At 62.5% G+C, this 24,619-nt stretch carries 25 protein-coding genes and 1 riboswitch; of the genes, 11 read left to right on the plus strand and 14 right to left on the minus strand.

Features of this window, described 5'->3' with window-relative positions; translation table 11 throughout:
• Positions 1 to 10: 10 nt before the first annotated feature.
• From AACI_RS13990 to AACI_RS14005, 4 genes are read left to right on the plus strand one after another with little or no spacing between them, the layout of a single operon-like run.
• Positions 11 to 1,186: a cytochrome P450 gene (locus tag AACI_RS13990; RefSeq protein ID WP_245530633.1), complete on the plus strand. Its 1,176-nt coding sequence runs from the start codon at positions 11 to 13 to the stop codon at positions 1,184 to 1,186.
• Complete coding sequence (locus AACI_RS13995) at positions 1,183 to 1,986, plus strand: lycopene cyclase domain-containing protein (RefSeq protein ID WP_012812029.1); 804 nt, start codon at positions 1,183 to 1,185, stop codon at positions 1,984 to 1,986. The genes AACI_RS13990 and AACI_RS13995 overlap by 4 nt, the downstream gene beginning before the upstream one ends.
• Before the next feature lie 4 nt (positions 1,987 to 1,990).
• The gene (locus AACI_RS14000; protein ID WP_012812030.1) at positions 1,991 to 2,602 is read left to right on the plus strand and encodes a glycerol-3-phosphate acyltransferase; all 612 of its coding nucleotides are present in this window, start codon (positions 1,991 to 1,993) and stop codon (positions 2,600 to 2,602) included.
• A 4-nt stretch (positions 2,603 to 2,606) separates the two neighbouring features.
• On the plus strand, positions 2,607 to 3,734 hold the full coding sequence (locus AACI_RS14005) for a glycosyltransferase (protein ID WP_012812031.1): 1,128 nt from the start codon (positions 2,607 to 2,609) through the stop codon (positions 3,732 to 3,734).
• 357 nt (positions 3,735 to 4,091) lie between these two features.
• Here the strand turns inward: AACI_RS14005 and AACI_RS14010 are convergent, their stop codons facing one another.
• From AACI_RS14010 to cynS, 3 genes are all read right to left on the minus strand, one after another.
• Complete coding sequence (locus AACI_RS14010; RefSeq protein ID WP_012812032.1) at positions 4,092 to 5,282, minus strand: DUF4129 domain-containing protein; 1,191 nt, start codon at positions 5,280 to 5,282, stop codon at positions 4,092 to 4,094.
• Positions 5,251 to 6,378 (minus strand): DUF58 domain-containing protein, encoded by a 1,128-nt coding sequence (locus AACI_RS14015; protein ID WP_245530634.1) that lies wholly within the window; start codon positions 6,376 to 6,378, stop codon positions 5,251 to 5,253. Before AACI_RS14015 ends, AACI_RS14010 begins: the two co-directional genes overlap by 32 nt.
• Positions 6,379 to 6,479: 101 nt before the next feature.
• Positions 6,480 to 6,923, minus strand: coding sequence for a cyanase (gene cynS / locus AACI_RS14020; protein ID WP_012812034.1), 444 nt, complete (start codon positions 6,921 to 6,923; stop codon positions 6,480 to 6,482).
• Positions 6,924 to 7,327: 404 nt separating this feature from the next.
• Here cynS and AACI_RS14025 point away from each other — a divergent pair, with 404 nt between their 5' ends.
• Positions 7,328 to 7,837: a DinB family protein gene (locus tag AACI_RS14025; protein ID WP_041708270.1), complete on the plus strand. Its 510-nt coding sequence runs from the start codon at positions 7,328 to 7,330 to the stop codon at positions 7,835 to 7,837.
• A gap of 89 nt (positions 7,838 to 7,926) precedes the next feature.
• Here AACI_RS14025 and AACI_RS14030 read toward each other — a convergent pair whose 3' ends face one another.
• Complete coding sequence (locus AACI_RS14030; protein ID WP_342626165.1) at positions 7,927 to 8,739, minus strand: aminoglycoside phosphotransferase family protein; 813 nt, start codon at positions 8,737 to 8,739, stop codon at positions 7,927 to 7,929.
• Here AACI_RS14030 and AACI_RS17000 point away from each other — a divergent pair.
• Positions 8,641 to 8,853, plus strand: coding sequence for a hypothetical protein (locus AACI_RS17000; protein ID WP_245530820.1), 213 nt, complete (start codon positions 8,641 to 8,643; stop codon positions 8,851 to 8,853). The two genes, AACI_RS14030 and AACI_RS17000, sit on opposite strands and share 99 nt — an antisense overlap.
• A 356-nt stretch (positions 8,854 to 9,209) precedes the next feature.
• On the opposite strand, the gene AACI_RS14035 is transcribed toward AACI_RS17000, so the two are convergent.
• The 3 genes from AACI_RS14035 to deoD all read right to left on the minus strand — a co-directional run bounded on the left by AACI_RS14035 (position 9,210) and on the right by deoD (position 12,010).
• Positions 9,210 to 10,217 carry a LacI family DNA-binding transcriptional regulator gene (locus AACI_RS14035; RefSeq protein ID WP_012812037.1) on the minus strand — a complete coding sequence of 336 codons (1,008 nt, stop codon included), beginning with the start codon at positions 10,215 to 10,217 and terminating at the stop codon, positions 9,210 to 9,212.
• A gap of 62 nt (positions 10,218 to 10,279) precedes the next feature.
• Positions 10,280 to 11,176, minus strand: coding sequence for a phosphogluconate dehydrogenase (NAD(+)-dependent, decarboxylating) (gnd, locus tag AACI_RS14040; protein ID WP_041707653.1), 897 nt, complete (start codon positions 11,174 to 11,176; stop codon positions 10,280 to 10,282).
• A gap of 126 nt (positions 11,177 to 11,302) precedes the next feature.
• Entirely contained in the window at positions 11,303 to 12,010 is a 708-nt protein-coding gene (gene deoD, locus AACI_RS14045; RefSeq protein WP_012812039.1) for a purine-nucleoside phosphorylase, read from the minus strand.
• Positions 12,011 to 12,114: 104 nt separating this feature from the next.
• On the opposite strand from deoD, the gene dapD reads away from it, so the two are divergent.
• Together dapD and AACI_RS14055 are read left to right on the plus strand one after the other, a co-directional pair.
• Positions 12,115 to 12,819 carry a 2,3,4,5-tetrahydropyridine-2,6-dicarboxylate N-acetyltransferase gene (dapD, locus tag AACI_RS14050; RefSeq protein ID WP_012812040.1) on the plus strand — a complete coding sequence of 235 codons (705 nt, stop codon included), beginning with the start codon at positions 12,115 to 12,117 and terminating at the stop codon, positions 12,817 to 12,819.
• Positions 12,819 to 13,946, plus strand: a complete 1,128-nt coding sequence (locus AACI_RS14055; protein ID WP_012812041.1) for an N-acetyldiaminopimelate deacetylase — start codon at positions 12,819 to 12,821, stop codon at positions 13,944 to 13,946. The genes dapD and AACI_RS14055 overlap by 1 nt, the downstream gene beginning before the upstream one ends.
• Before the next feature lie 263 nt (positions 13,947 to 14,209).
• Here the strand turns inward: AACI_RS14055 and AACI_RS14060 are convergent, their stop codons facing one another.
• Complete coding sequence (locus tag AACI_RS14060) at positions 14,210 to 15,373, minus strand: aminotransferase class I/II-fold pyridoxal phosphate-dependent enzyme (RefSeq protein ID WP_012812042.1); 1,164 nt, start codon at positions 15,371 to 15,373, stop codon at positions 14,210 to 14,212.
• A 252-nt stretch (positions 15,374 to 15,625) separates the two neighbouring features.
• On the opposite strand from AACI_RS14060, the gene AACI_RS14065 reads away from it, so the two are divergent.
• Positions 15,626 to 16,156, plus strand: a complete 531-nt coding sequence (locus AACI_RS14065; RefSeq protein WP_012812043.1) for a hypothetical protein — start codon at positions 15,626 to 15,628, stop codon at positions 16,154 to 16,156.
• A gap of 117 nt (positions 16,157 to 16,273) precedes the next feature.
• Complete coding sequence (locus AACI_RS14070; RefSeq protein ID WP_012812044.1) at positions 16,274 to 17,089, plus strand: G1 family glutamic endopeptidase; 816 nt, start codon at positions 16,274 to 16,276, stop codon at positions 17,087 to 17,089.
• A 137-nt stretch (positions 17,090 to 17,226) separates the two neighbouring features.
• Here the strand turns inward: AACI_RS14070 and AACI_RS14075 are convergent, their stop codons facing one another.
• Positions 17,227 to 18,498 (minus strand): MFS transporter, encoded by a 1,272-nt coding sequence (locus AACI_RS14075; protein WP_041707658.1) that lies wholly within the window; start codon positions 18,496 to 18,498, stop codon positions 17,227 to 17,229.
• Positions 18,499 to 18,804: 306 nt separating this feature from the next.
• Positions 18,805 to 18,885, plus strand: a riboswitch (ZMP/ZTP riboswitch).
• A gap of 90 nt (positions 18,886 to 18,975) precedes the next feature.
• On the opposite strand from AACI_RS14075, the gene AACI_RS14080 reads away from it, so the two are divergent.
• The gene (locus AACI_RS14080) at positions 18,976 to 19,833 is read left to right on the plus strand and encodes a bifunctional 5,10-methylenetetrahydrofolate dehydrogenase/5,10-methenyltetrahydrofolate cyclohydrolase (protein ID WP_012812046.1); all 858 of its coding nucleotides are present in this window, start codon (positions 18,976 to 18,978) and stop codon (positions 19,831 to 19,833) included.
• An 81-nt stretch (positions 19,834 to 19,914) separates the two neighbouring features.
• On the opposite strand, the gene AACI_RS14085 is transcribed toward AACI_RS14080, so the two are convergent.
• From AACI_RS14085 to AACI_RS14105, 5 genes are all read right to left on the minus strand, one after another.
• Entirely contained in the window at positions 19,915 to 20,946 is a 1,032-nt protein-coding gene (locus tag AACI_RS14085; protein ID WP_012812047.1) for an ABC transporter ATP-binding protein, read from the minus strand.
• Complete coding sequence (locus AACI_RS14090; RefSeq protein WP_012812048.1) at positions 20,936 to 21,745, minus strand: ABC transporter permease subunit; 810 nt, start codon at positions 21,743 to 21,745, stop codon at positions 20,936 to 20,938. The genes AACI_RS14085 and AACI_RS14090 overlap by 11 nt, the downstream gene beginning before the upstream one ends.
• On the minus strand, positions 21,738 to 22,580 hold the full coding sequence (locus AACI_RS14095) for an ABC transporter permease (RefSeq protein ID WP_012812049.1): 843 nt from the start codon (positions 22,578 to 22,580) through the stop codon (positions 21,738 to 21,740). The genes AACI_RS14090 and AACI_RS14095 overlap by 8 nt, the downstream gene beginning before the upstream one ends.
• A complete protein-coding gene (locus tag AACI_RS14100; RefSeq protein ID WP_012812050.1) occupies positions 22,580 to 23,647 on the minus strand; it encodes a sulfate ABC transporter substrate-binding protein in 1,068 nt (355 codons plus the stop codon). Before AACI_RS14100 ends, AACI_RS14095 begins: the two co-directional genes overlap by 1 nt.
• A 183-nt stretch (positions 23,648 to 23,830) precedes the next feature.
• Entirely contained in the window at positions 23,831 to 24,619 is a 789-nt protein-coding gene (locus AACI_RS14105) for an ABC transporter ATP-binding protein (RefSeq protein ID WP_012812051.1), read from the minus strand.

Here is a 24,619-nt window from a genome sequence, read left to right on the forward strand (position 1 = left end):
CAGTCCACTGATGGGTTTGCTTTCGCTGCACCGAACCTTTGCGTCGGATGAGTTCGAACTTTCCGCTCCGCGGTTGCGCATGCGCGTCGCGGCAGGTCCGGCATCGGTCAAACGCGTTCTGCACGAACAGGCTGACGGGTATCGATCTCGCCTGGAAGGCGATCCCGTCACCGCCCTCTTCGGCCAAGGGCTGCTTGTGATCGATGGCCCAAGACACGGCGCTGTGAAGGACGTGATCGTCAGGTCCAGCACGCGCGGCGTCCTCGAGTCGCGCCTCCGGGACACCCTGCCCGCGCTCGACGAGGCACTTCAGCGCGCCCTCGGCCAGGGCACGATATCCCTTCCCGACATGCCGAGGCGCATGACGTGGCGCGCGCTGGAGTCCGTGTACTTTCACCATCGCTTGACGCCCGAGGAAGAGCGCGCGCACCTCTCCGATCTCACCCATCTCGTCCACTACATCGGCCCCGGATGGTGGCTGTTGCTCGGCAAAACGCCCCGGTTGCCCAAGGCGTATCACCGGATGCGCCTTCGCCTTTCGGCGATGTACGAAAGAGCGCTGATCCGACCGGACAACGCGCCCATTCATGCCCTCGCACGGGCATGCGGAGACGAGGAGACATCGTTCGCCGTGGATCAACTCATGACGCTTTTAGTGGCGGGGCACGACACCGCCACGTCGCTTTTGTCCTCGCTCCTCATCCTGCTCGCACAGCGTCCCGGCCTCCAGGATGCGCTCTGGGGAGAGATTCAGGGCGCGACGGGGCGCGAGCGGCCGGAAATTCGCGTGCTCGACCGGCTGCCCCTTCTGGATGCCGTCGTGAAGGAGACGCTGCGCCTGTATCCTCCCATCCATTCCGGGTTGCGCTCCGAGGTGGAATCTGGCGATCGCGTCATGGTGAGCTATTTTCTCCTTCATCGCCACCAGGAGATCTGGCCGGACGCGGACAGCTTCGTCCCCGAGCGTTGGCTGACCGGCTTGGCCCCGGGCGCCTACACCTACCTGCCGTTTGGGGCGGGTCCGCGATATTGTCCTGGAGCGACCTTTGCGCGCTTGGAGGTCAAATGGATTTTGGCCCGACTCCTGCAACACGTGAGCCTTCAACCCATGTCACGCCCGCCGCGCATCGCCATGCGCGCCGCGCTGGAACACCGTCCGACCGTGATCGCGGTGAGGCGCCGATGACCTATTTCGGCTTTCTCCTTCGCTTCATCGTCGCCGCCAACGCCGCGCTGTGGGTTGCGCGCGCTGCACTTCGCCGCGCCGGCCGCGAAGGTTGGGTCACTCGCGTAGTACACCAGTCCCCAGGTCGCATGACAGGATACTTCGGTGTCTTGGCCGCGGTGATTCTCCTGTACACGACGCCCTGGGACGGCGCGCTCATCCACCTCGGGGTCTGGGCATACGCCCGGCAACGCGTGTGGGGGCTGACGCTCGACGGCGTTCCTTGGGAAGAGATTCTCTTCTACCTTCTGCAATCCGCGCTCGTCGCCCAATGCTTTGACCTGGCGACGGCCTTCCGCCCCCACACCGCATGGGCGAGAACGCAGCCCACAAGGCAGAAAAGACATCTGCCTGTCATCGCGTTGTGGATGGGCCTTGGATTCGTCATGCTGGGATCTGTTTACGTTCTCATGAATCGGTGGACACACCTCACGTATCTGGCGATGCTTGTGCCGTGGATTTTGCTTCCGCTCGCGGTCCAGGCCTCTTACGGGTTCGACGGAATTGCAGCACAGGCGGGTCCTGTCGCCATCTCCACTGTCGTACCGGCGTTGTACCTGTCCATCTGCGACGGCATTGCCATCCATAGCGGCATCTGGTTCTTTCATCCCGAGCACATCACGGACATCAGACTGGGCGACGTCCCCATCGAAGAAATGCTCTTCTTCTCGGGTTCCAGCCTGATCGTCGCAACCTCACTTGCCGTGATCGCGTCGAGGAAGAGTGAGCGGTGGCTCCGAAATACGTGGGCAGGGAGGTAGGCACATGGATGCATGGATGAGGTGGCCGCTTGGGCTCGCGGCCGCGTTCATGGTCGGGGCTTGCCCGTTTGCCATTTGGCTAACGGGCGCAAGCGGTCGAGATCCACGGTCGTTTGGAGACGGCAATCCGGGGGCCGCCAACGCGTTTCGAGCGGCTGGTTTTTGGCTCGGATCCGCCGTCCTCGTGTTGGACGTCGCGAAGGGATTTGTGCCCGGGTATTTCGCCTTTCGTCACATCTCGACCCATTGGCCCCTCGCTGCACTTGCCGCCGCCCTCCCGGTGTACGGTCATCGCTTCAGTCCGTTCCTGCGCGGCCGCGGCGGCATTGGCCTGGCGAGCTGGATGGGATCCGTCGCTGGCTTCCTCGGCCCTCTTGCGGCGGGATTTCTCGGCTGCGGCTTCGCATGCGGTCTTGCCATCCGGCGCCTGGATCGCGCCCGCACGGTGGCACTTGGAGCGGCGGTCCTGTTGATCGGCATCACCGCGTTTCCCCAGGTCCTCTGGCCTGTGTGGCAGGTTCACTCGGTTTGGCCCGCACGCTTGTTCTGGTTGCTGACCGCGCCGCTTGTGTGGTGGGGATACCGAGTTCGAAACGTTCGGCGGAAGGAGGTGTGAACACATGCATGGACCGGTGCTATTCTACGATGGCCTGATTTGCCTCATTGCGCTGTTGAACCGCCTCCTGTGGCCCCGTTTGAACCGGGACAGGGAAAACGTCGGGCCCAAGGCGGAAACCTTCACGAGTGGACGGTGGAAGAATCTTGCGCCCGTCGCCCTCCTGATTCCGGCGCGGAACGAAGCGCACCAGATTCGGCGGTGCCTCGAGGCCATTGGTACGAGTACCGATTCATCCCTTGAAATTATCGCGCTGGACGATGAGTCCACGGACGACACGTGGAGCGTGTTGAAAGAGACGAAGGCCGAAGCGAATCAGAACCTGACCCTTCTTCGCGGAACCCCAAGGCCACAGGGATGGCGAGGGAAAAACTGGGCATGCGCTCAACTGGCCGATCACGCCGGAGACGCCGAAATCCTCATTTTCATCGACGCGGACACGCGTCTCGAAGCAGGCGCCGTCGAGAACATCCGATCCACCATGCTTGCGCGAGACATCCAACTTCTTTCCGTCCTGCCACGCCAAGAAGCACACGGCCTGGCCGCCTTGCTTGTCTATTTGCTCCCTTGGAGCTTGATGGCCCACGTTCCCTTGTTTCTGGGCCGATGGCGTCGGAAAGCCCTCCCGATTGCCATCGGCCAGGTGCTCGCCTTCCAGCGCTCGGCCTATCAGACCCTTGGCGGCCACGCGGCTGTACGCAGCGCCATCGCTGAGGATCTCGCGCTCGCGCGGAAAGCAGCCAGGATGGGAATGATAGGCGCCTTTCTAGATGGGGCCGATATCGCCTCCTGCACCATGTACACGTCCTGGGTCCGGGCGTGGCGCGGCTTCCAGAAAAACTGGTGTTACACCGTCGGCCACCCCCTGCTTTCGTGTCTCATCTGGGCGTGGCTCACGTATGCGTTCACATGGCTACCCATGTACGGCCTTGCGGAAGCCTGCCTGGGACATCTCGATCTCGCCGCCCTCTCGCAATGGCCCGCGCTGCTCTGGATAGGAGTCTGCTCCAAAAGATACCTGCAGATGCCGATATGGGTGTTTGTCACGGCGCCCATCAGTGTTGCCCTCGGCTTTGTGCTCGCATGCGATTCGTGGATACACAATGCGCGCAACACGACCATTTGGTCGTAGACCAGCACACGGCGCGGTAGCAGGTCGTTCCTCACACTGCGTAGTGTCTCAACTGCCACACGCTGCGTAGTGTCTCAACTGCCACACGCACCGGGATCGTTTGCAGAGCGGGGTCCTTGGTTCATGGTGGTCGTACCAAACGAAATGATGCACGTCGATGTGCTGCGAACTGAAGTAAAGAGGACGGCATCATATGGAGGTTGGACAGACGTCTTCGCGAGCATATTCATCTCTCCCTCGAAAAGGACGACGTTCGACATGGCTGCTTCCGCGACATCCACAGAGCAGACGAATCGCCGTGTTGACGGAAAGCTACCAACGCGCCCCACACGATCCTCGTACAAACCGCCTTCTCCCTCACTCATCATTCCGCCCGTACCTCACTTCCTCATACGCCTCCGTGAGTTTTCCCTCGTCCACTTGCCCGTCCTCTGCCACGCGCATCGCGAACCGGCGCGGCGTCTCGGCGTGCCGTATGGTCAACCCGCGCCGATCCATGGCGAGCAGCCAGCGCTGGTATCGCAAGCGAACCGGGTGATCCGTCGACACGAAGCGCAGGCTATCCCGCAGACGCTCGTGCACCCACGTCACCTGAACCGTATCCCCCGTTTCGCTCGCCTCCTCGGCTGCGCCACCTCGCCAGAGCTTCCACGCCCAGACCGCGATACCCGCCGCGCACAACGCGATGGCGATGCCCGTGAACACCCACATGTCGCCTCGAGGAGAGCCTTGCACCCGCGCGTTGGCCAACTGGGTGAGGACGCCCACGCCGCGTGAAGTGGCCAACAATCGAAGGTATGCGCGAAATGCAATTCGCAACACGTACCCGAGAAACGGATACACAAGCATCAACGCGGCCGCTCCCAGGCCCACGCCGAGCAGTGCGGCACCCAGAATGACGCCGATGGGCCCAAGCGTCGCCCTGAGCGCGGCCAGCACCCACCCGAAGGTGCTTCCCATCCGCTCCGCTTCGTGCACGCGAGCGCGCTGAAGCCTCATCATCCACGCCAAGTGACCGACGGTCACGGCGCCAGCCAGCCATGCCGCAAAACCAAGCGGCACACGGTGCGCGGCGTGGAACGATTGATCTACCCACAGCATGAGCGCAGAAAGTGCCACAAGGCCGCTGTACGCCACCAGCGCAAACCTCGCCGCGGCATCCACATCTCGGCCTGTCAGGTACACAGTCCAAAGGGCGACGGCCCACGCGCCCGCCATCCCGCCCGACACCGCCATGGCCACAGACCCCGCGTGCAAAGCTGCCAGCGCGACATCTGCGCCGAGATAGCCCAGCGCCAGTCCGATCACGCGCCTTTCGACGCCGAATTTCCCAGAAACAATCGCCATGGCGACACAGAGCGCCATCTCCAGGACGCACCCAATGGCCATCCCCCACAGCGATCTCGGCGAATTCCAGTCGAAGACCATCGTCACAAGCCAACTCGATAACCCCGCCGTGAGACTCGCCCAGAGGCGCAATGCGAGTGGCAGGCTCGCCCATGCCGCGCTGCGGCGCTCAGATTCGGTGCAGGAGGTCGTGATGGCCATCCGTCTCACCTTCCTCCTCGCAGAGCTTCGGTCGAACCACCTGCAAAGCCTTGCCCATGCGCTCGAGCTGACGAAGAACCACCGTATGGCGCGCGGACTCCCAGGAGCTGAAGAGAATGAGCTGGTCAGGACAGGCGTCTGGCGAGCGAAGCACCGGCAACAGGAGGGCCTCCAAGCCAAAGGCCGCATAGGGGTGCGCGTGCGCCAGAAGGGACCGGAGTGCACTGGGCGTGATGCGATCCGGCGCCGACTTGAGGCGTCTCAGGCTCACGGACGCATTGGTCGCGAAGAGGAGTTCCGCGCCGCCTCGGTGCAGCGCATCAGCCGATGCGCTCAGCTGCTCACAGAGCGCCTCGAAGGCCTCGCGATAGTGGCGAAGCCAGTGGGGTTCGCTGACCTGCGCGTTGAGGAGCACGAGGAGATGGCGGTTCGTGGTGGGGAAGAACTGTTTCACGACGAGATCGCCGAGTCGCGCGGTCGCGCGCCAGTCGATGTGGCGGACGGGATCGCCGTACTGGTAGAGGCGGACCCCGCGGATCCACGTCTCATCCTCGACGAGCGCGTGGGGTACGGCACGAAGCCCTTGGAGCATGCGAGATGGTGGGTGCGCGTGGCTGGCGCGCCGCGCCGGTCGAATCGCCAGCCAGATGGCGTTTGCCCCAGAGGCCAGCGGACGGACGGCCAAGCCAAACCCTTCGTGACCAACGACGCTCACGTCCGAGAGGATCTGCGGACCGCGCCGCACCCCGTACACCTGAACCCTGATGCGCGCCCGCGATTTGATCCAGACGCGGGTGATGACGGACAGATCAGGCCGTGCGACCGACGGGTGGAAGGACAGCCCTTCGGGCAGGCGGACGCGCACCTGCGTGAACGGGAGCGGAACGAAACTGCGATTGATGACGTCGATCTCGACGGGAACGCCTTCCCCGGCCTCGCATTCGCGTCGCTCCGATGCGATGGCGCACTCGACACGGCCCTGGACCGCGGCGTACCATAGAAGCGGCCATAGCCATGCGAGGATCAGAATGGCGAGAGGGACGAGAAACCAAATCACGACCCGCGCCTCCATCCGAAAGCCTTTGCTGATGATCATAAATCTTCTGTCAATGTGCGCACCAGAAGGGCCTTGTTGGATGTCGTCGGAGGGGGCATGTCGGTCGTCGCTCGTCTGGGTGTTAAATGGATGTGGCCTGTTCAAAACGTGCGATACGGCAAGTACTTTCCGCTCATGATGACGCGGACGCGATCCCCGTGCGGGTCGGGTTCCCGCTCGACGTGCATCTCGAAATCAATGGCGCTCATGATGCCGTCGCCAAACTTTTCGTGCACAATTTCCTTGAAGGCCGCTCCATACACCTGGATGATCTCGTACAGCCGATACAGGACGGGATCGGTCGGCGGCATGGATACGCCCCCTCGATACGGTGGAACCGTCAAGATCTGCACCGCCTCGGCCGGCAGGCCGAGCAGGTCGACGACGCGCTCGGCTTGATGAAGCTGCAAGGTCCCCTGCCCCAGCAGCGCAGCGATGCAGTGGATCTCGGGCATGCCGACGTGTTGCGCGATCTCGCCCCACGTCAACTTTCTTTCCTGTTTCGCCTGCCGTATCAACTCAACCAGTGATTCGCGTGTATACACGACTGAAATTCCTCCCCACACAAGAGCTTGTCGCACATATTGTATCGCACTTTTGTACTTCTCAGAAGCATTTGTGTTAGGTAGATTTACATGATGAGGTGCAGCAAAAGCTTGCCGCCGAACCGCCGTCCGCGTAACTCGATTGGCGGAACACGTGAAGAACGCGAGGCGCGCGACGTCATCGCTTCAGCAGAATGGAAACGTGGTAGAGCGTCAGGATGGTCAGGAGGAGGCTCAACCAGTTGAGTTTGCCGGAAAGCTTGTGATAGCTTTAAAGTCAATCTAAGCGGGTGTCTGATTGTTCCGACGCCACAGGATGAGAACGCTTGCAGTGCTGGCGTGGTATGACCGAACGCGATGAATCCGCTCTGCCACCCGAATCAAAGGAGTTTGATACCGTGACCATGGACAGTTTTGCATTCGTCGAGTCGACGCACCGAGAGACGCTGGCCGTGATCGACAGCGCCACAGATGAGGAGTTCAACGCATCGCCAGGACCTGGGCGCTGGAGCGTCGGGCAAGTGTTGGAACACATTTGGAAAACCGATATGTCCATCATCCCCGTCTTCCGCAGCGCCGCCAAGGATCGCCGACCTTACAGCGGGACGCCGAAGGGCGTCGAGCGAGCGACGGATCGCACGGTGAAGATTGAAGCGCCAGAATTCATTCGCCCGTCGGACGGACCGAAGTCCCGCGATGCGTTGCGCCAAGCGCTGGAGGAGGCGAGACGGACGCTGATCGAATCCGCAAGAGCCTTGGGCGGACCTCAAGAGTTGGAGCGCCTGGGAGCGCCCGTTCCCCATCCGGTGTTCGGCGAATTGTCGCTGCGAGAGTGGCTCGAGTTTGTCGGCTACCACGAGCAGCGCCACGTGGCGCAAGCTCGCGAAGCGCTTGAGGCTGTGCGCCGCGCGTGACGCATGCGTCGGGCGGCACGCGGGCGACGGGAAACGCGGGGTGCGTAGCATGCCCCCGAGCTGAGTCCAGCGCGGTGCGATTCTTGCTTTCACCGGGGCGAGAGGGAGGCGCGAAGCTTGGTCCGAATCTCGCGCATGCGGCGGGTGTGATGATGTTCCACCGCATGAAGGAGTTCTCGAAGCCCGACCCGGAGGCCGAGATATTCGACGCGAGTGCAGAACGCGTGGACATCCCACGCGCCTAGGCAAGCCGCATAGTGATCGAGCACGTTCCGAACGAAGGCTGGCCCGTAATCCCAGTACAGCCCAGCGAAATCATAGGCCGGATCGCCAATTTGCACGTCGCCGAAGTCGATGATGCCGATGGCTTCGGTGACGCGCGGGTCGTACAAGATGTGTGCATGCGTGAGATCGCCATGGAGTAACGCCCTCGGAAGGGTGCCGCTGAGGGCCTGGTCGAAAAAGTCCCCAAATCGAGCAAGAATCACTCGCTGCTCATCGCGATCCAGCAGGGGCAAGACGCAATCCTGCATCTCACGCCAATCCTGTTGCCAGAAGGATTCGGTTTGAAAGGCCGGTACACCCTGGGTCTGAAACGCGGAAACATCGGCGTCATGCAAAATGGTCAAGAAGGAGCCCAGATGCTCGGCAATTCGGTTGGACGTCGATGCGTCCAGGCCGTCCAACACCGCGGCGCGGAGAGGCTCTCCGGAAATGAATGGATAGCGACTCCCAATGACCCACCCACGCTCGTCCTTCACGGGACTCGGGCTCGGTACGCGAACACCTGCTTTTTGGACGCCATGGCCAATGTGGTTGAGCACACGCTGTTCAACGCAGAGCCGCTTTGCGACGTCTGGCCGACGGGCAAATCGGAACACCCAAGCGCGGTTCACAACCACGACCCAGTGGTCCCATCCTTCGTCGTGAACTTCCAGCCGATCCACAGCGAGACCCGGGAGGTGAGAACGCACAACGTCCAGCCAGTCGTCGGGTACGCCAACCGTCAAGCCTGACACCACCTTGCCGCAGTCAAGCCGCAATCTGCGTCCATCTCTGAACAGCCTTTCTCAATACCGGTCTTTAGGGTGTTCATGTGGATCTCTCCGCCGAGCCCAGCGTTCTGCAGAGCGAGAGCAAACGGGCATGGACCAGGAGACGCGATCGCGACCTCCCACGCTCTCCCTTTCGCCGAGATGACGGGCCTTCCCAGGTAAGAAATCGAAGAACTTGCTCGAAAGCAGGTGCATTGACACAAATCGATGCGCCCGCAACCTTCCCCTGGCTCCACGGGGTTCTCCTATGCTATGGCAGCACCAAAGCGGTGTCGGGAGGAACATGGCCAAGGTGCCGCGCCATGGTGGGGAGCGCTTTATCCCCGCCCCGTCGACCCCCTCATCACGACGGTGGACGGCACAACGAGGACCTCCGCAGCTACCGCTTCCCCCCGCAGGCGGGCGGTGATGATCCGCCCTGCCGCTTCGCCCATCTCCTCCACGGGCTGACGGACGCAGGTCAAGGGCGGATCGACGAGATCGGCCCAGTCCGGCTGGTCGAAGGTGGCAATGCCCATGGCATCCGGCACCTTGTGGCCGAGCGCCCGGAGCGGCCGATAGCATTCCATCAGCACGAGGCCATTCGCGGTGTACACGGCGGTGCGCTCCTTGCGCGCACAGGCGTCCACACGGGCGAGCGCTTCGCGGAAGGAAGCCGGATCGCCGCGCCGCACGCGCATCACCACGGGCTCCCGGAGCGCCACGCGGCATGCGTCCAGATACCCTTCCAGGCGATCCGTCCGCGTGGGGATCCCGCGCTCGTCCTCCGTCAGATAGACCACGCAGTCGTAGCCGAGGTCGAACAGCTGCCACGCGATCTCGCGCGAAGCGTCGCGGTTGTTGGTGCCGATGGCGTACGCGTTCCGCAGGGCGAAGGCGCGATCGACCAACACCACCGGCATCTCGCGCGCCAAATCCTCCAGGTAGTCGTTGTTGGCTCCACTCGTCTGCAGCGCGATGGCCTCCACGCGGTTGGCAACAAACGACTCGATGAGCTGTCGCTCCCGTTTTGCGTCGCCCTCGGACTCGGCCACCATGAGGTGGTACCCGGCAGCGCTGAGCGTCCGCGAGAACGCGCGGAGAAAGCCGACGCAAAACGGATAGCTCATGTTGACCACAATCGCGCCCACGGTCTCCGTCCGCTGCGCCTTCAGCCCCTTGGCGAGCGCGTTGGGCCGATAGCCGAGTTCCGCGATGACCGCGGCAATCTTCTCTCGCGTATTCTCGCTCATGGACTCGTAGCGCCCGTTCAAGTACCGCGACACCGTGGTGACCGACACCCCGGCCGCTCGCGCGACGTCCTGGATGGTGGCCCGCTTTGGCACGCTGTGCCTCCTCTCCCATGCAAAAGGCGGTGGCGCGCCGCCACCGCCGTCCTGGCCTGCGATCACGCCCGCTCGACCGCGTGACCTCCGAACTCGTTGCGAAGCGCCGCCTGCACCTTGCCGCTGAACGAGTCGTCCTGCATCGAACGATACCGCATCATGACCGAGGTGGCGATGACCGGCACGGCCGCCTGAACCTCGAGCGCCTCCTGCACCGTCCACTGCCCCTCGCCCGAGGCGTGCACGACGCCTTTGATCTTCTCCAGCCGCGGATCCTCGCGGAAGGATTTTTCCGCCAGTTCCATGAGCCAGCCGCGAATGACCGATCCGTTCGACCAGCAGCGCGCGATCTCGGCGAAATCGTAGTCGAACGGCCCCTTCTCCAGCACCTCGAACCCTTCGCCGATGGCCGCCATCATGCCGTACTCAATGCCATTGTGCACCATCTTCGCGAAGTGGCCGCTACCGGCGCGCCCCGTGTACACGTAGCCCTTCGGAACGGCGGTGTCCCGGAACAGCGGCTCGATGGTCTTGAAGACCTCCGGGTCTCCCCCAATCATGTAGCAGGCGCCGTGGCGCGCACCTTCCATGCCGCCCGAGGTGCCGACGTCGAAGAAGTGAATGCCGAGCTTCTTCAGGTCCTCGGCGTGGCGAATGCTGTCCTTGTAGTGGGAGTTCCCGCCCTCGATGATGATGTCGCCCGACTGCAGAAGCGGCTTCAACTGATCGATGAGGTTGTCCACCGGCTTGCCGTGCGGGACCATGAGCCAGACAATCCGCGGCGGTGTGAGTTTCGACACGAGGTCGGAAACAGAAGTGGCCGGCGTCGCGCCCTCATTGGCGACAGCGTCGACCGCCGGCTTGTGCAAATCGTACGCCACCACCTGGTGCCCGTGGTCCATCATGTTGAGCGCCAGATTGTAGCCCATCTTTCCAAGACCAATGAGGCCGACCTGCATCAAAGAACACCCTTTCCTGCTCCACACGTGATTTCTGTTTCTGTCGCCCCAACTCAGTGTTCCGGCTGAGCCGGCCATGTATGCGAGCCAGGGGCCCTACGGAGATGGTGTTCTCAAGTGCGCGGCCTAGAACCGAATGGCCGTCTCCAGCGCGATCTCGACCATCTCTCTAAAGGATCGCTCTCGCTCTTCCGCGGACGTCTCCTCTCCCGTGAGGACGTGATCGCTCACCGTCAGAATCGACAAGGCCCGCGCGCCAAACTGGGCGGCCAGGGTGAACAGTTCTGCGCTCTCCATCTCCACCGCTAGCATACCGAATTTCGCCCAGCGCTCCAAATCCGCCGTCCCGTCGGCGTAAAATAGATCTGTTGTCATGACGGATCCGACGTGAATGGATGTTCCTTTCTCCCGGGCGATCTCGTGCGCGGTCCGCAGCAGATCGAAGTTCGCCGTGGGCGCATACTGCACGTGGCCAAACCGAAGCCGATTGGGCGCACTCGTGGTGGAGGCGCTCATCGCGAGGATCACGTCGCGGACGCGGACCTCGGGGCGGATGGCGCCGCAGGTACCGACGCGGATGAGCGTCTTCACGCCATAGTCCGCGAGGAGCTCGTGGACGTAGATGCTGATGGACGGCACGCCCATGCCCGTGCCCTGCACCGAGACGGGCACGCCCTTGTAGCGGCCCGTGTAGCCGAACATGCCACGCACCTCGTTGTAGCAGACGCTACCCTCGAGGAAGGTGTTCGCGATATACTTGGCCCGAAGCGGATCGCCAGGAAGCAGGATGCGCTCGGCGATCTCGCCCGGCTTCGCGCCGATGTGCGTGCTCATGGAACATCCTCCCTTTCTTCTGATGCGATCATATCACGCGGGCCATCCGGGCGCATGCTGGATTGGCGTCGCGCAAAATTCGAACGTGGAGAGGAATCAGGACGATGCAGACGGCTGAAGAGATCATTCGCTATATTTCGGAAAGCAAGAAGAAGACGCCTGTGAAGGTGTATCTGCGCGGCAAGCTGGACCAAATCGCGTTCCCCGAGGGCCTGCGGCCGTTCGTCGGGCCCACGTCGGGCGTGGTGTTTGGCGAGTGGAGCGACATTCAAACGTTCCTGCAGGCGAACCGGGAACTCATCGAGGACTATGAAGTCGAGGCGGATCGCCGCAACAGCGCGATTCCGCTCTTGGATCTGAAGGACATCCCGGCGCGCATCGAGCCGGGCGCCATCATTCGCGACAAGGTGAAAATCGGCGAAAACGCCGTGATCATGATGGGCGCCATCATCAACATCGGCGCGGAAGTCGGACCCGGCACGATGATCGATATGGGCGCCGTGCTCGGCGGGCGCGCCACGGTGGGCGCCAACTGCCACATCGGCGCGGGCGCCGTGTTGGCAGGCGTCATTGAGCCGCCGTCCGCGAAGCCGGTGGTCATCGAGGACAACGTGCTGGTCGGCGCCAACGCGGTCATCCTCGAGGGCGTGCGCGTCGGCAAGGGCGCGGTCGTGGCCGCGGGCGCGGTGGTCATTGAGGACGTGCCGCCAGGAACCGTGGTGGCGGGCGTGCCCGCCAAGATCATCAAGCGGATCGAGGACGTGGAAGCGAGCAAGATCGAAATCAAGGAAGAGCTGAGGCGCCTGTGATGGAGTGGGATGTGTACGAAGCGCGGCGCGCCCTGCACCAAATTCCAGAGCCCGGATTTCGGGAGTTTGAGACGCAGAAACTGGTGCTCTCGTATCTGCAGGCGCTCCCACAGGAGCACCTGGAGATCCGCACGTGGGAGACGGGCGTGATTGCGCTCGTGAAGGGACACAGTCCGAAGCGACGCGTGGGCTGGCGCGCGGACATGGACGGGCTGCCCGTGGCGGAGGAGACGGGCGTCCCGTATGCGTCGCGCCATCCGGGCATGATGCACGCCTGCGGGCACGACGTGCACATGGCCGTCGCGCTCGGCCTCGCTCAGCACTTCGCCCACAACCCTCCGCCGGACGATCTCGTCCTCGTCTTTCAGCCCGCCGAGGAGGGCCCGGGCGGCGCACAGCCGATGCTCGCGAGCGAGGCGTTTCAGGCCGTGCGGCCTGAGATGATCTTCGCACTGCACGTGCAGCCCGACATGGCTGTAGGCGAGATTGGCATCCGGCCCGGCGTGCTGTTTGCGAACACGTCCGAGCTGTTCATCCATCTCGTCGGCCAAGGAGGGCACGCGGCCTATCCGCACCGGGCCAACGACATGGTGGTGGCGGGTGCACACCTCGTGACGGCGCTGCAGACCATCGTGGCGCGAAATGTGGATCCGTTAGACAGCGCGGTCATCACCGTGGGGCGGCTGGAGTCGGGCACGAAGATGAATATCATCGCGGAGCGCGCGCGCCTCGAGGGCACTGTCCGGGCACTCAACGCGGCCACCATGCCCCGCCTCAAGAACCGAATTGAGGCGGTGGTGGCAGGGATTGAGCGGATGTTCAACTGCCAGGCCGAGATCGACTACGGCGCGAATTACTACCAGGTGTACAACGACGAGCGCCTCACCCGCGGGTTCATGCAGTTTGTCGAGGAGGCCGGGCTCGCCGACGTGCACGAGGTTCCGCCCGCCATGACGGGCGAGGATTTCGGCTACTTTCTGCGCGAAATCCCGGGTTTTCTGTTCTGGCTCGGCGCGGCCACGCCGTACGGCCTGCACCACGCCAAGATGCTCCCGGACGAGCGATGCATCGACGTGGCGCTGCGCGTGCTCATCCCGTACTTCGCCGAGCGGCGATACGAGGCTTGAGGGTGCTAGAGCCAGTGCATGATGAAATAGCGGTGCACGCGGAGCAAAAGCAGAATGACAGCAATCAGCGCAAACAGCACGGCGCCGACGGCGACTCGGGTTCGCCTCGATTTGGTACGCATGCCATCGCCTCCAGCGGACGGGTTCGCCCATAATGTGGGCTGCGCGCGCCCTTTTCATGCGATCCCGCCCGCCGCGGCTATCTCATGCGCCCCAGCCCCATCCCACCGGCGCTGCCCCATGCCCGTCCGCTTCGAGCAGTCTCATCCTTGCCGGCGCCGCTCGACGAACCGCTCGATCCGGCCGAGCGCTTCCTGCAACGCCTCCGGAGGGCACGCGAGCGAGATACGGACATATCCCTCGCCGCAATGCGTGAAGCACGTCCCGGAGACGAGCGCCACGTGCGCCTCCCGCGCCAGTGCCTCGCAGAACGCGTCCGACGTCATGCCTAACGCCTTCGGCAATTCGGGAAAGACGTAAAAGGCGCCCGCAGGCTCCACCACCGGCACGCCCATGCGATGAAGCGCCTCTACGGCCAGATCGCGATTGGCCCGGTACGCCTCCCGCATCGGCCGGCTGTCCTCGTGGCCGCAGGTCAGCGCTTCAAGCGCCGCCATTTGGCTGATGCTCGACGGGCAGCTCACGCTGAACTGCGCGGCTTTCGCCATCTCCGCGGCGATGGGCGCCGGCGCGAACGCAAACCCAATCCGCCACCCCGTCATGCTGTGGGACTTCGACAGCCCATGAATGACGAGGGTCCGATCCCGCATCCCCGGCATGCGCGAAATGCTGGCGGGCGAACCGTCAAACTGAAGCTCAGCATAAATTTCGTCCGACAACACGTACAGATCCCGCTCGACACACACGCGGGCGAGCGCGGAAAGCTCGTCCTCGCTGTAGACGGTGCCGGTCGGATTGGCGGGCGAAGCGAGGATGAGGAGCTTGGTGCGCGGTGTGATGGCCTGTCGCAGCGCGTCCGGCGTCAGGAGAAAGCCCGTAGACCGCGTGTCGACGAAGACGGGATGGCCGCCCGCCAAACGCACGGCGCCCTCATAGCCGGGGTACGCGGGCGCAGGGATGATCACCTCGTCGCCTGGCGCGAGGAGCGCCCGCATGGCGATGTCGATAGCGTGCGTGGTCCCCACGGTGACGAGCACCTCGCGATCTGGATCATATCGATGCCCGGTGAAGCGCTCGTAGTAGGCAGAGGCGGCTTCACGCAGCGGGCGGATGCCGCGGTTCGGCGTGTACGACGTGAAGCCCTCGTCAATGGCCCGCTTGGCCGCCTCCGCAATGTGCGCAGGGGTAGGAAAGTGGGGTTGGCCAATGGTGAGGATGATGGCGTCCGGTTCGTCCGCGACGAGATCGGCGAATCGGCGCATGCTGGCGAAGGCCAGTTGGCGCGTGCGCGCGGAGAGTTCCTGCATGGATGTTGCCCCCTTGACGTATCACAGCCTGATCTGTTTCGAGCGCGAGGTTGCGTGGATGCCGAGTGAGAATTTGGGCCGTTCCGGAAGACTAGCGTCTGTCGGCCACGAACACCTCGGATTCCACGCCAATCGCGACATTGCCAGCCCCATCATACCCCATCCACTCCGTATGCGAAGCCCAAAACTGCGTTGACCCGTCTGCTGTCACATGGTAAAAGGAAAGAAAAGATTGGTTGAGGAGGTAGGTCCATGTCCTCCGTGGAGCGCAGGACTCCCTGGGCAGCGATGGCGGCCTTCTTCGCAGCTCAAAGCGTCATCACGCTCGCCCTTTACCTTGTGTGCGGCGTTCTGTCGATTCTGTCCATCCCACTGACGGGATCCTACGGCTACGCCATCTCGGGCCCTGTCGCCTTTGCGCTGTACGCCGCCATGTGGGGCGGCATTTGGTACGCTTCCTACCAGAACAGCGGCATGCAGCACTTCACAGCCAAACTCGCGGCCGCCACGCTTCCACTCGTCGGCCTGACCGAACTGTACCTTGCATTCCACCCAAGGCCCGATGATCGCCTGATGATCCCCATTCTCCCGCAGGACATCCATTTTCAATTTGCGGCTCTCATGACGCTCACGCTGCTCTTCCCCTGGTACGCGGTGGTGTGGAGGAAGAGCCTGGCCAGCCCCCGCCGCGTCTCGCGGTTTACGGCACTCATGATCCCGACCGCCATCGCAGGCGCGCTATGCTATGCCGCAAGTTACACCATACTGCCCGCGAACTGGTGAGCGGCGTGGAAGGCCCACCCAGAGGATTCTGGCCAAACTGTTTTGAATATGGGTCAGATAGCGAGCTTCGCAAGACTCGCTCGTTCCACACCGCTCCATCAAAAGGGGGATTTGTGCATGATTCGCACCACGGGTTGGAAAGCGCCGGCTCTTGCAACCGTATCGCTTTTCGCGGCTGGGGCACTCGCGGCATGGCCGCACATCGCAGCGGCACCCACTGCACCTGCCATCTATCACGCGCCGCGGCAGGCGCTCTCGCCGAACACGGCGCCGAAGCCAAACAGCATTCAGGCGTCCAGTTTCGGCTGGTCCGCCTCGAACTGGTCCGGATACGCAATCACCGGCAGCACGTACAACGACATCACGGGCAGCTGGATTGTGCCAGCGGTGAGCCCCTCCAAGAGAAATACGTACTCATCCAGCTGGATTGGGATTGATGGTTTCAACAACAGCGATCTCATCCAGACCGGCACGGAACAGGACTATGTGAACGGCCACGCGCAATACGACGCCTGGTGGGAGATCCTACCCGCCCCTGAGACCGTCATCTCCTCCATGACCATCGCGCCTGGAGATCACATGAGCGCTCACATTCACAACAACGGCAACGGGACCTGGACCATCACCTTGACGGACGTCACGCGCAACGAAACGTTCTCAACCACGCAGTCGTACACGGGCCCCGGCTCCTCCGCCGAGTGGATCCAGGAGGCGCCCCAGATCGGCGGCCGGATCGCCACCCTCGCGAACTACGGCGAGACCACGTTCGATCCCGGCACCGTGAACGGCGGCAATCCGGGCCTGACGATGTCCGACGCCGGCTACATGGTGCAAAACAACGCGGTGGTCTCGGTTCCGTCCGCACCTGATTCGGACACGGACGGCTTCAACGTGGCGTACGGATCCAATCAACCGAGCCCGCCCGCGTCCTGATGGCGTAGGCGAGATGGGATTGGGCTCCAACAAGCATGTCTCGCCCCGGTCGGTCTGCGCCCCGACCGGGGCCAACGAGATGCCTGGAAAACGGCCATGTCACACGCGCATGCACGGCTCCCTGATGTCGCACGTCATCAGGCCTCCGGCGCTTTCGCCTGCTGAGGCACCCATGCCGGCTTCACCAGGATCGAGATGAGCGCCGCCGTCACCACAATCCCGATGAAACAAGCGGACGCGAAAAACAGCGCCTGGATGGACAGCCACTTCAGGAGTGCCCCATCAATCGCATACGAAACGGGTCCGAACACGATGGAAGCCGTCCAGAGGATGGACATCACGGGTCCCAACGAGGGGCCGCGAAACCATACCTGGATGAGCGAGATGGATTGAATATTGACCCACACGAAGGCCGCCATACTGAGCGCCATCAGACAAGCACACCATGCGACGTGCGGATAGAGTGGGATGAGGAACCAAAACAGCGTGCCCACGTACAAGCCACCCAACAACAAGTGCACCGATACGCGAAATCTGCTCGTCAGCGTCAGCAACAACATGCCCGCGAGCGATCCCGCCGCTCCACTCCCGACCATGAGTGCATAGATCGACGCATTGCCATGCAGTGCCGAAGAGACAAACAGTGGAATGCCAATCCCGGTTGGACCGAGGTAGCCCAGGTTGATCCCGAGCGTCAGACCTAGGAGCAGGAGAAAGGCTGGACTGCGCCAGAAATTGGGCCGTGCCTCGGCCGATGCATCCGATTCGCCCTCGCCTTGCACCTCGCCATCCTTCATGCTCGACTCCGATTCCTGTTCCTTTGAAGCACCATGAGCCCGCAGGCGAGGAAGTGCCAGACTGGTGACCAGATAGAGCGCCGCGACGCCCGCACAAGATGCCCAATACGCGATTTTCTCGACGAAGGGCGCCAAGAGGAAGCTCACAACCATGCGCCCGACTTGGTTGGTTCCCTGGATCAGGGCGTTGGCCTGCTGCCAGGATTCCTCGGGAAGGAGTTGAGGCACGGCTGTACCCACGGCGGGAAAATACAGGCCTTCCGTGAACGCCATCACCATGATGAAGGGCATCAAGACCCAGACATCGCGGCGCGACAACAAAAGCGCCGACGCGAAAGCGGCCGCCATGAGCGTTGCCGTCCAGGACGCCGTGCGCATCACGGAGACAGCCGGATGTCTCTTGTTCCACCAACCTGCCGACGCGGACCCGATAACCCGCGGGATGGAGGTCAAGGTCATCAAGAGGCCATACACGCCCGGCGAGTGAACCGAGCGAAGATAAATCCATGGCAGCACGATGTACAACAGTTGTCCGCCGAACACGCGCGCCGCCTCTGAGGCCCAGAGCCTGCGAAACGGCGCCGGTGGGACATAGAATCCAATCACGCGCATGATGCGACCCCCAGGACGCGCCAGCCTGGCCGCTTGTACGCCAGGCACGCCGGAAGTTGAGGCGCGGCGACTCAGATGCGTGACAGCGATGCTCGGGAGCGCCTTGTTGATTGATACGACCTTTCCCGACGAAATTCCTCTCTCTCCCTGGAAACATCCCGCCACCTGTCTCAGACCACGCCTCGGTCCATTTGCCATGGCAGCGAGCCCCCCTCACCCTTGCGCGCCCTGTTCGAGCTTGCTATATTCTCAGTGGAACCTTTCGAAGCCGTGGGTTCTGTTTGCTATGACTTCACAATCGAAGACGTTCCGCTGTGCGACTGGCGGCTTAGCGTGGAGCACCACGAGGAAGCACAGCGATATCTGCCGACCGCCTGGGCCCGACGCACCCAGGCGGTCATTTGCATTTTCGCGAGAGGCCAACGCCGGCTAAACGACCCGCTCCTTACCCATTCTAATTCCAGGAGGTTGTCCACCATGCCGAAACCGTTGCTTGGCCGTCCCGTCGCCAAAGCCTTGTCCCACGATGTGAGGAAGACCGTGGAGACCTGGAAGTCGCGCGGCGTGCAGCCGAAACTCGTCACCCTGCTCGCCAATGACGATCACGCCGCGAGCGTGTACGCCAACCAAAAGAAGCGCATCGCGGAGCGGCTCGGCATCCAGTGCGACGTGATCGAGCTGCCGCAACAGAGCGACACGGAAGCCATTGTGCGCCAAATCCAGGCGCTGAACGACGATCCGTCCGTCCACGGCATCATGATTGAGATGCCGCTCGCGCCGTCGGTCGACGTGCAGCGCGTGGTGGGCGCGATTCACGCCCTGAAGGATGTGGACGGGCTATCCCCGTGCCACTCGTTCGCCAAGCCGACGCCGGAAGCCGCACTCTACCCCGCGACGCCGCTCGCCTGCATCCGCCTACTCAAACACTATGGCTACCAGCTCAAAGGCGCCGACGTCACGCTCGTCGGCTGTGGTCAGACCGTCGGGATGCCGCTCTTGCACCTGCTCATCGCCGAAGGCGCGACCGTGGCCGCGTGCCACGAGCACACGCGCGATGTCCGCGCCCATTTGCGCGACAGCGAAATTGCCATCGTCGCGGTGGGAAAAGGCGGCCTGCTCGGCCCTGACATGGTGCACGATGGCCTCACCGTCGTCGATGTGGGCATCTCGCAGGGGGAAAACGGGGACGTGCAGGGCGATCTCGCGCCGGAAGCCGCGGCGAAGACAAAGGCCTACACGCCAACGCCCGGCGGCGTGGGCGCAGTCACCACGGTGCAGATCTTCGCCAATCTGATGCACGCCATGGAGCTCCAGGAGGCCGCAGGTATGGTGTAAACGCCTCGGTGCCAGGTGCAGGGCCAACGCGGCCCTGAGAGCGACCTGCCGATCTCGCCTGACACTTGGAAGCCTGGAAGCTCAGCGCGGAAAGATAAACCACCTCGTCACGTTCATGTGCACCCACGCGCCCGGGGACCAGCGATGGCGATCCGCGCTCGGGACGTGAACCTCCCACACTTCGCCATCCTTCGTGCGAATCCAGCACGCGCTGTACGAGCCTTTGAAGGCGGATCGCACCACCTGCGCGTGCGCTTCGCGTTCGCTCGCAGGCTGAAGCTCGACATCCTTTGGGCGCACCACCACGGCGACCTCGGAGCCCTCGGACACGGCGGGATCGACGGGCAGAGCCGCGCCCGCCACCTCGATTCGGCCGTTTTGCACGGCGCGCGTCCACACGTTGGACTCCCCGATAAAGGAGGCCACGAAAAGCGTCCCAGGCTTTTCATAAACCTCTTCCGGCGTCCCGAACTGTTCGACGTTCCCCTCGTGCAGGACGAGCACCCGGTCCGCCACTTCCAGCGCCTCCTCCTGATCGTGTGTGACAAATACGCTCGTCACGCCCATTTCATCGTGGACCTGGCGGACAAACGTCCTCAGTTCGCGCCGAATCTGTGTGTCAATGGCGGCGAAGGGTTCGTCAAAGAGGAGCACCTGCGGGCGAGGAGCCAATGCGCGCGCCAATGCCACGCGCTGCTGCTGCCCTCCCGAGAGCTCGTGCGGAAAGCGATTCGCATACGACTCCAGCCGCATGAACCGCAGGAGTTCCCTCACGCGCGCGTCCATCTCGTCTTTCGGAACCCGTTTTTCCCTGAGGCCAAAGGATACGTTGTCATAAACAGTCATGTGCTGAAACAGCGCGTAGTTCTGAAACACGAGCCCCACATTTCGCTTTTGAGGGGGCAGATCCGTGACCCGCTTGCCCCCAATCCACACATCGCCCTTGGTTGGACGTTCGAGTCCCGCGATTAAGCGCAGGATGGTGGTCTTTCCGCTTCCGCTCGGACCCAGCAGTCCCACCATCTCTCCCTCGCGAATTTGAAAGGAGACACCTCGGACGGATCGCGCGCCGCCTGGGTAGATCTTTTCAACGCCGACGAACTCAATGGTCACGCAGGTTCCTCCCCCCTGCACGCTTCAGGAATTGCAACAGCAGGATGAGTGCAAACGAGGCCAGCGCCAAAAGGGCGGACACCGCATAGGCAGCCTGCATTTCGTTGTTGACGGACGCCTGATACACGAACAGCGTCGCGGTCTCGGTCACCATGACGATGCTGCCAGACACCACGAGCACCGCCCCAAATTCACCCAACGAACGGGCCGTGGTGAGGGCCAATCCGTACAAGATGCTCCACTTCAATTGGGGCAGCCACACGCGCCACAACGTCCGCCACGGCGATGCGCCGAGCACGTACGCAGCCTGTTCTTGCGTATCACCGATGGCGCGAATGGCTGGCACGGTTTCATGCACGATGAAGGGAAGCGTCACGAAGATGGTCGCGAGCACCATACCCGGAAAGGCGAATGCAACTTTCACATGTATGTGCAACAGGAATGCCCCGACGAGCGCGTTCGGCCCATACACGACGATGAGTGCCAACCCCGCGACGACCGGAGATACGGACAGCGGCAGTTCCACCAGCCACTGCACGATCCGCCAACCTGGCACGTGTCTTGCGATCCAAAACGCCATGGGAAGGCCGAGCACCAGGTTGGCGAGCAGAGTCACCCCGGTGATTTCACCCGTCATTCGAAGCGCGAAGAGCGCCTCCTGCGAGGTCACGCTCTGCCAAAATGGGCCCCAGCCTCCGGCCAAGGCGCCTACGAGGACCGCGGCGAACGGAACCCCCACCAGGAGCAACAGCCACACATACGCTATCGAAGTCCCGACAACCGTCCAAACCTTAGACATGAGGGGTCCCTCCCTCAGCTGCAGCCCATCGCACGGCCCTCCTTCTCCCGAGAAGTGCCAGAACGCGGGACTCAAGGACAAATGCGAGGGCACACAGGAACATGAGAACCACCGCTGCGGCGGCCGCGCCACGCTGGTCGTAGTTCTCGAGGAGTCCATAAATGTACACCGACGCCACCTCGGTTTGCATGGGCTTGTTGCCCGACACGATGACCACCGACCCAAATTCAATCATGGCGCGTGTGAATGTGAGGATCAGCGCACTGCCAAGCGCGTGGCGAAGCGCCGGGACGATGACCTTCAGCCAAACGCGACGTCCAGACGCGCCGAGAACCCAAGCCGCTTCTTCCTGACGCACATCCAGCGCCTGAATGGCGGGCTGCAAAGCTCGAACGGCGTACGGCACCGTGACAAACAGGAGGGCAAAGAGGATACCAAGCCGCGTGTAGACCACCGCAACCCCGTGTTCGGTGAGCCACCTGCCCACGGGCGATACCGGCCCGTACAGAAGGACGAGCATGAGTCCCGATACGGTGGTGGGAATGGCGAGCGGCAAATCGATCACGGCGTCCAGCGCGCCCGAACCTACTGGCCGCCACCGTTCCAAAACGACGGCGATGAGAAGCCCCATCGCCGTGTTGAGGATAGCCGTGACGAACGAGATCGCCAGGGTGAGTTCAAACGCCCGAATCGCGATTGGACTCATCACGGCCTGCACGAAGGAAGACCAGCCACCGGAAAACGCCTGTTGAATGACTGCGCCAAGCGGCAGGACGAAGATGAGGATGAGCGCGCCCGAAATGAGGGAATAAAGCGCCATTCGCCCGAAACGCATCAGCGCCCCTCCAACACTTGATTCCAAATGCCGTTTTGTCCATAGAGCGTTTTGTTGATGCTGGACCAGCCTCCCACGTCCGCCGCTGTGAAGAGGTCCGCAGGCGTCTTGAACTGCTTCTCCGCCTCGGCCTTCAAGGAAGGATTGACTGGGCGGAAGCCGTACTGCATGAATACGCGCTGCGCGTCCGGCCCCTCGAGCCAGTTGATGAAAGCCTGCGCCACCTGGCGATCCCCGTGCGCATCCGCATTTTTATCCACCAGCGCAATGGGGTTCTCGATGAGCATGGTGGACGAAGGAATCACTTCGTCGAACGTCTTGAGATGATTGCTCTTTTCGAGAATCTCATTTTCATAGCTCACGCACGCGTCGCCGACGCCATTGACGAACGTCGTCATGGAGGCCTCTCCCGACTTATCGAGCACCTGCACGTTCTTCACAATGGCGGCAAGCAGGGACTTTGCTTCACTGGCCGAACCATGGCGCAGGGTGGCGTAATAGATGGCGTTGATATCCCATTTGGCTCCTCCCGATGTCGCCGGATTCGGAAGGTCCACGATCACGCCAGGCTTGGCGAGGTCCGCCCACGTCTCGATGTGCTTCGGATTGCCCTTGCGCACCGCAATCGCGACGATGGAATCCGTGACCATCCCGTGCGTTGGCGTGTCCTTCCAATTGTGCGTGATGAGCCCGGCCTTTTGGATTTTGTCAATGTCGGACTCCAGCGAAAGTGCGGCCACGTCCACCGGCAGTCCGTTTGCAATCGCCGTCGCCTCGGCCCCAGAAGCATCAAAGGACGCTTGAAACCGCACCGTTTGACCCGTCTTCTGCTTCCAATACTTCTGAAACATCGGAAACAACTTTTGCTCGTAGATCTGCTGTGTGACACTGTAGGACCCGAAATAGAGCGTGACAACCTTCCCTTTGACGTCCGCGGATTTGACCGACGCGCTCGCTGCGCTCGACTCCTGCGAGGAATTGGGCGATCCGCATCCGCTGACCAAACCTCCCAGCACGGCGCCCACCATCGCGCTCACACCCAACGCCTTCTGCCACGGCTTTCTCATGTGCGTATTACCCCCTTATCCATGATGATCGTGATGCATGCGTTTATTCTCATTAATCCGATTAAGATTGTCAAATATATTGTGATATCATGATGAGCATGATGTCATAACAAGTGAGCTTCGAACGTCTCCCCGAGAGCGTCTGCTGCCTCCTCTCGGGGTCTCGACGGTTGACCTTATCCGCTATGCCTCCATCGGTGCGGCACCGCGCGAGCCGACCCTGTGCGCCTCGTTGTCGTCGGCGGACCCTCGCCCGAGGATGGTCGCCAGCACCTTCGATTCGAGGCGCAGAAACGAACTCGAGCGCTCCCTCGGACGCGGAAGTGGAACCTCGAGATCGAGCGAGACGCGCCCGTCCGCGATGCATATGACGCGATCGGCCAATCGCACGGCCTCGGAAACGTCGTGTGTGACCAGTACCGCGGTGAACCGCTCCTCTCGCCAAAGCGACTCGATGAGCGACTGCATCTCCAGTCGGGTCAGCGCATCCAGCGCCCCCAGGGGCTCGTCGAGCAGTAATAAGGGCGGCCTGACGACCAAGGCGCGGGCCAGTGCCACGCGTTGGCGTTGACCCCCTGACAACTGGGCGGGCCACTTATGCCGATGTTCCAACAGCCCGACGCGATCGAGCGCTTGTTCGACCTGAAGCTTATCGGGCTTCGGAAGAACGACAGCCACGTTGTCGAACACGCTGAGCCAAGGCAGCAGACGGGCATCCTGAAACATCACCCTTGCTGTCGGCGTGAGCCCAGTTACCGGCGAATCGTCGATCAACACGTCTCCACGAGTGGGTTGCTCCAGGCCCGCCAGCAGCCGCAGAAGCGTACTTTTTCCGGTGCCGCTGTGTCCAACAATCGCGATGAACTCGCCCTTCCCGATGCGGAGGTCCAAATCGTCAAGGACGACGCGCTGTCCATAGACCTTCTGGACGCCCACCAATCGCACGGACACGCCCTTGTTCCTAACGGCCAC

Source organism: Alicyclobacillus acidocaldarius subsp. acidocaldarius DSM 446 (assembly GCF_000024285.1).
GTDB lineage: Bacteria > Bacillota > Bacilli > Alicyclobacillales > Alicyclobacillaceae > Alicyclobacillus > Alicyclobacillus acidocaldarius.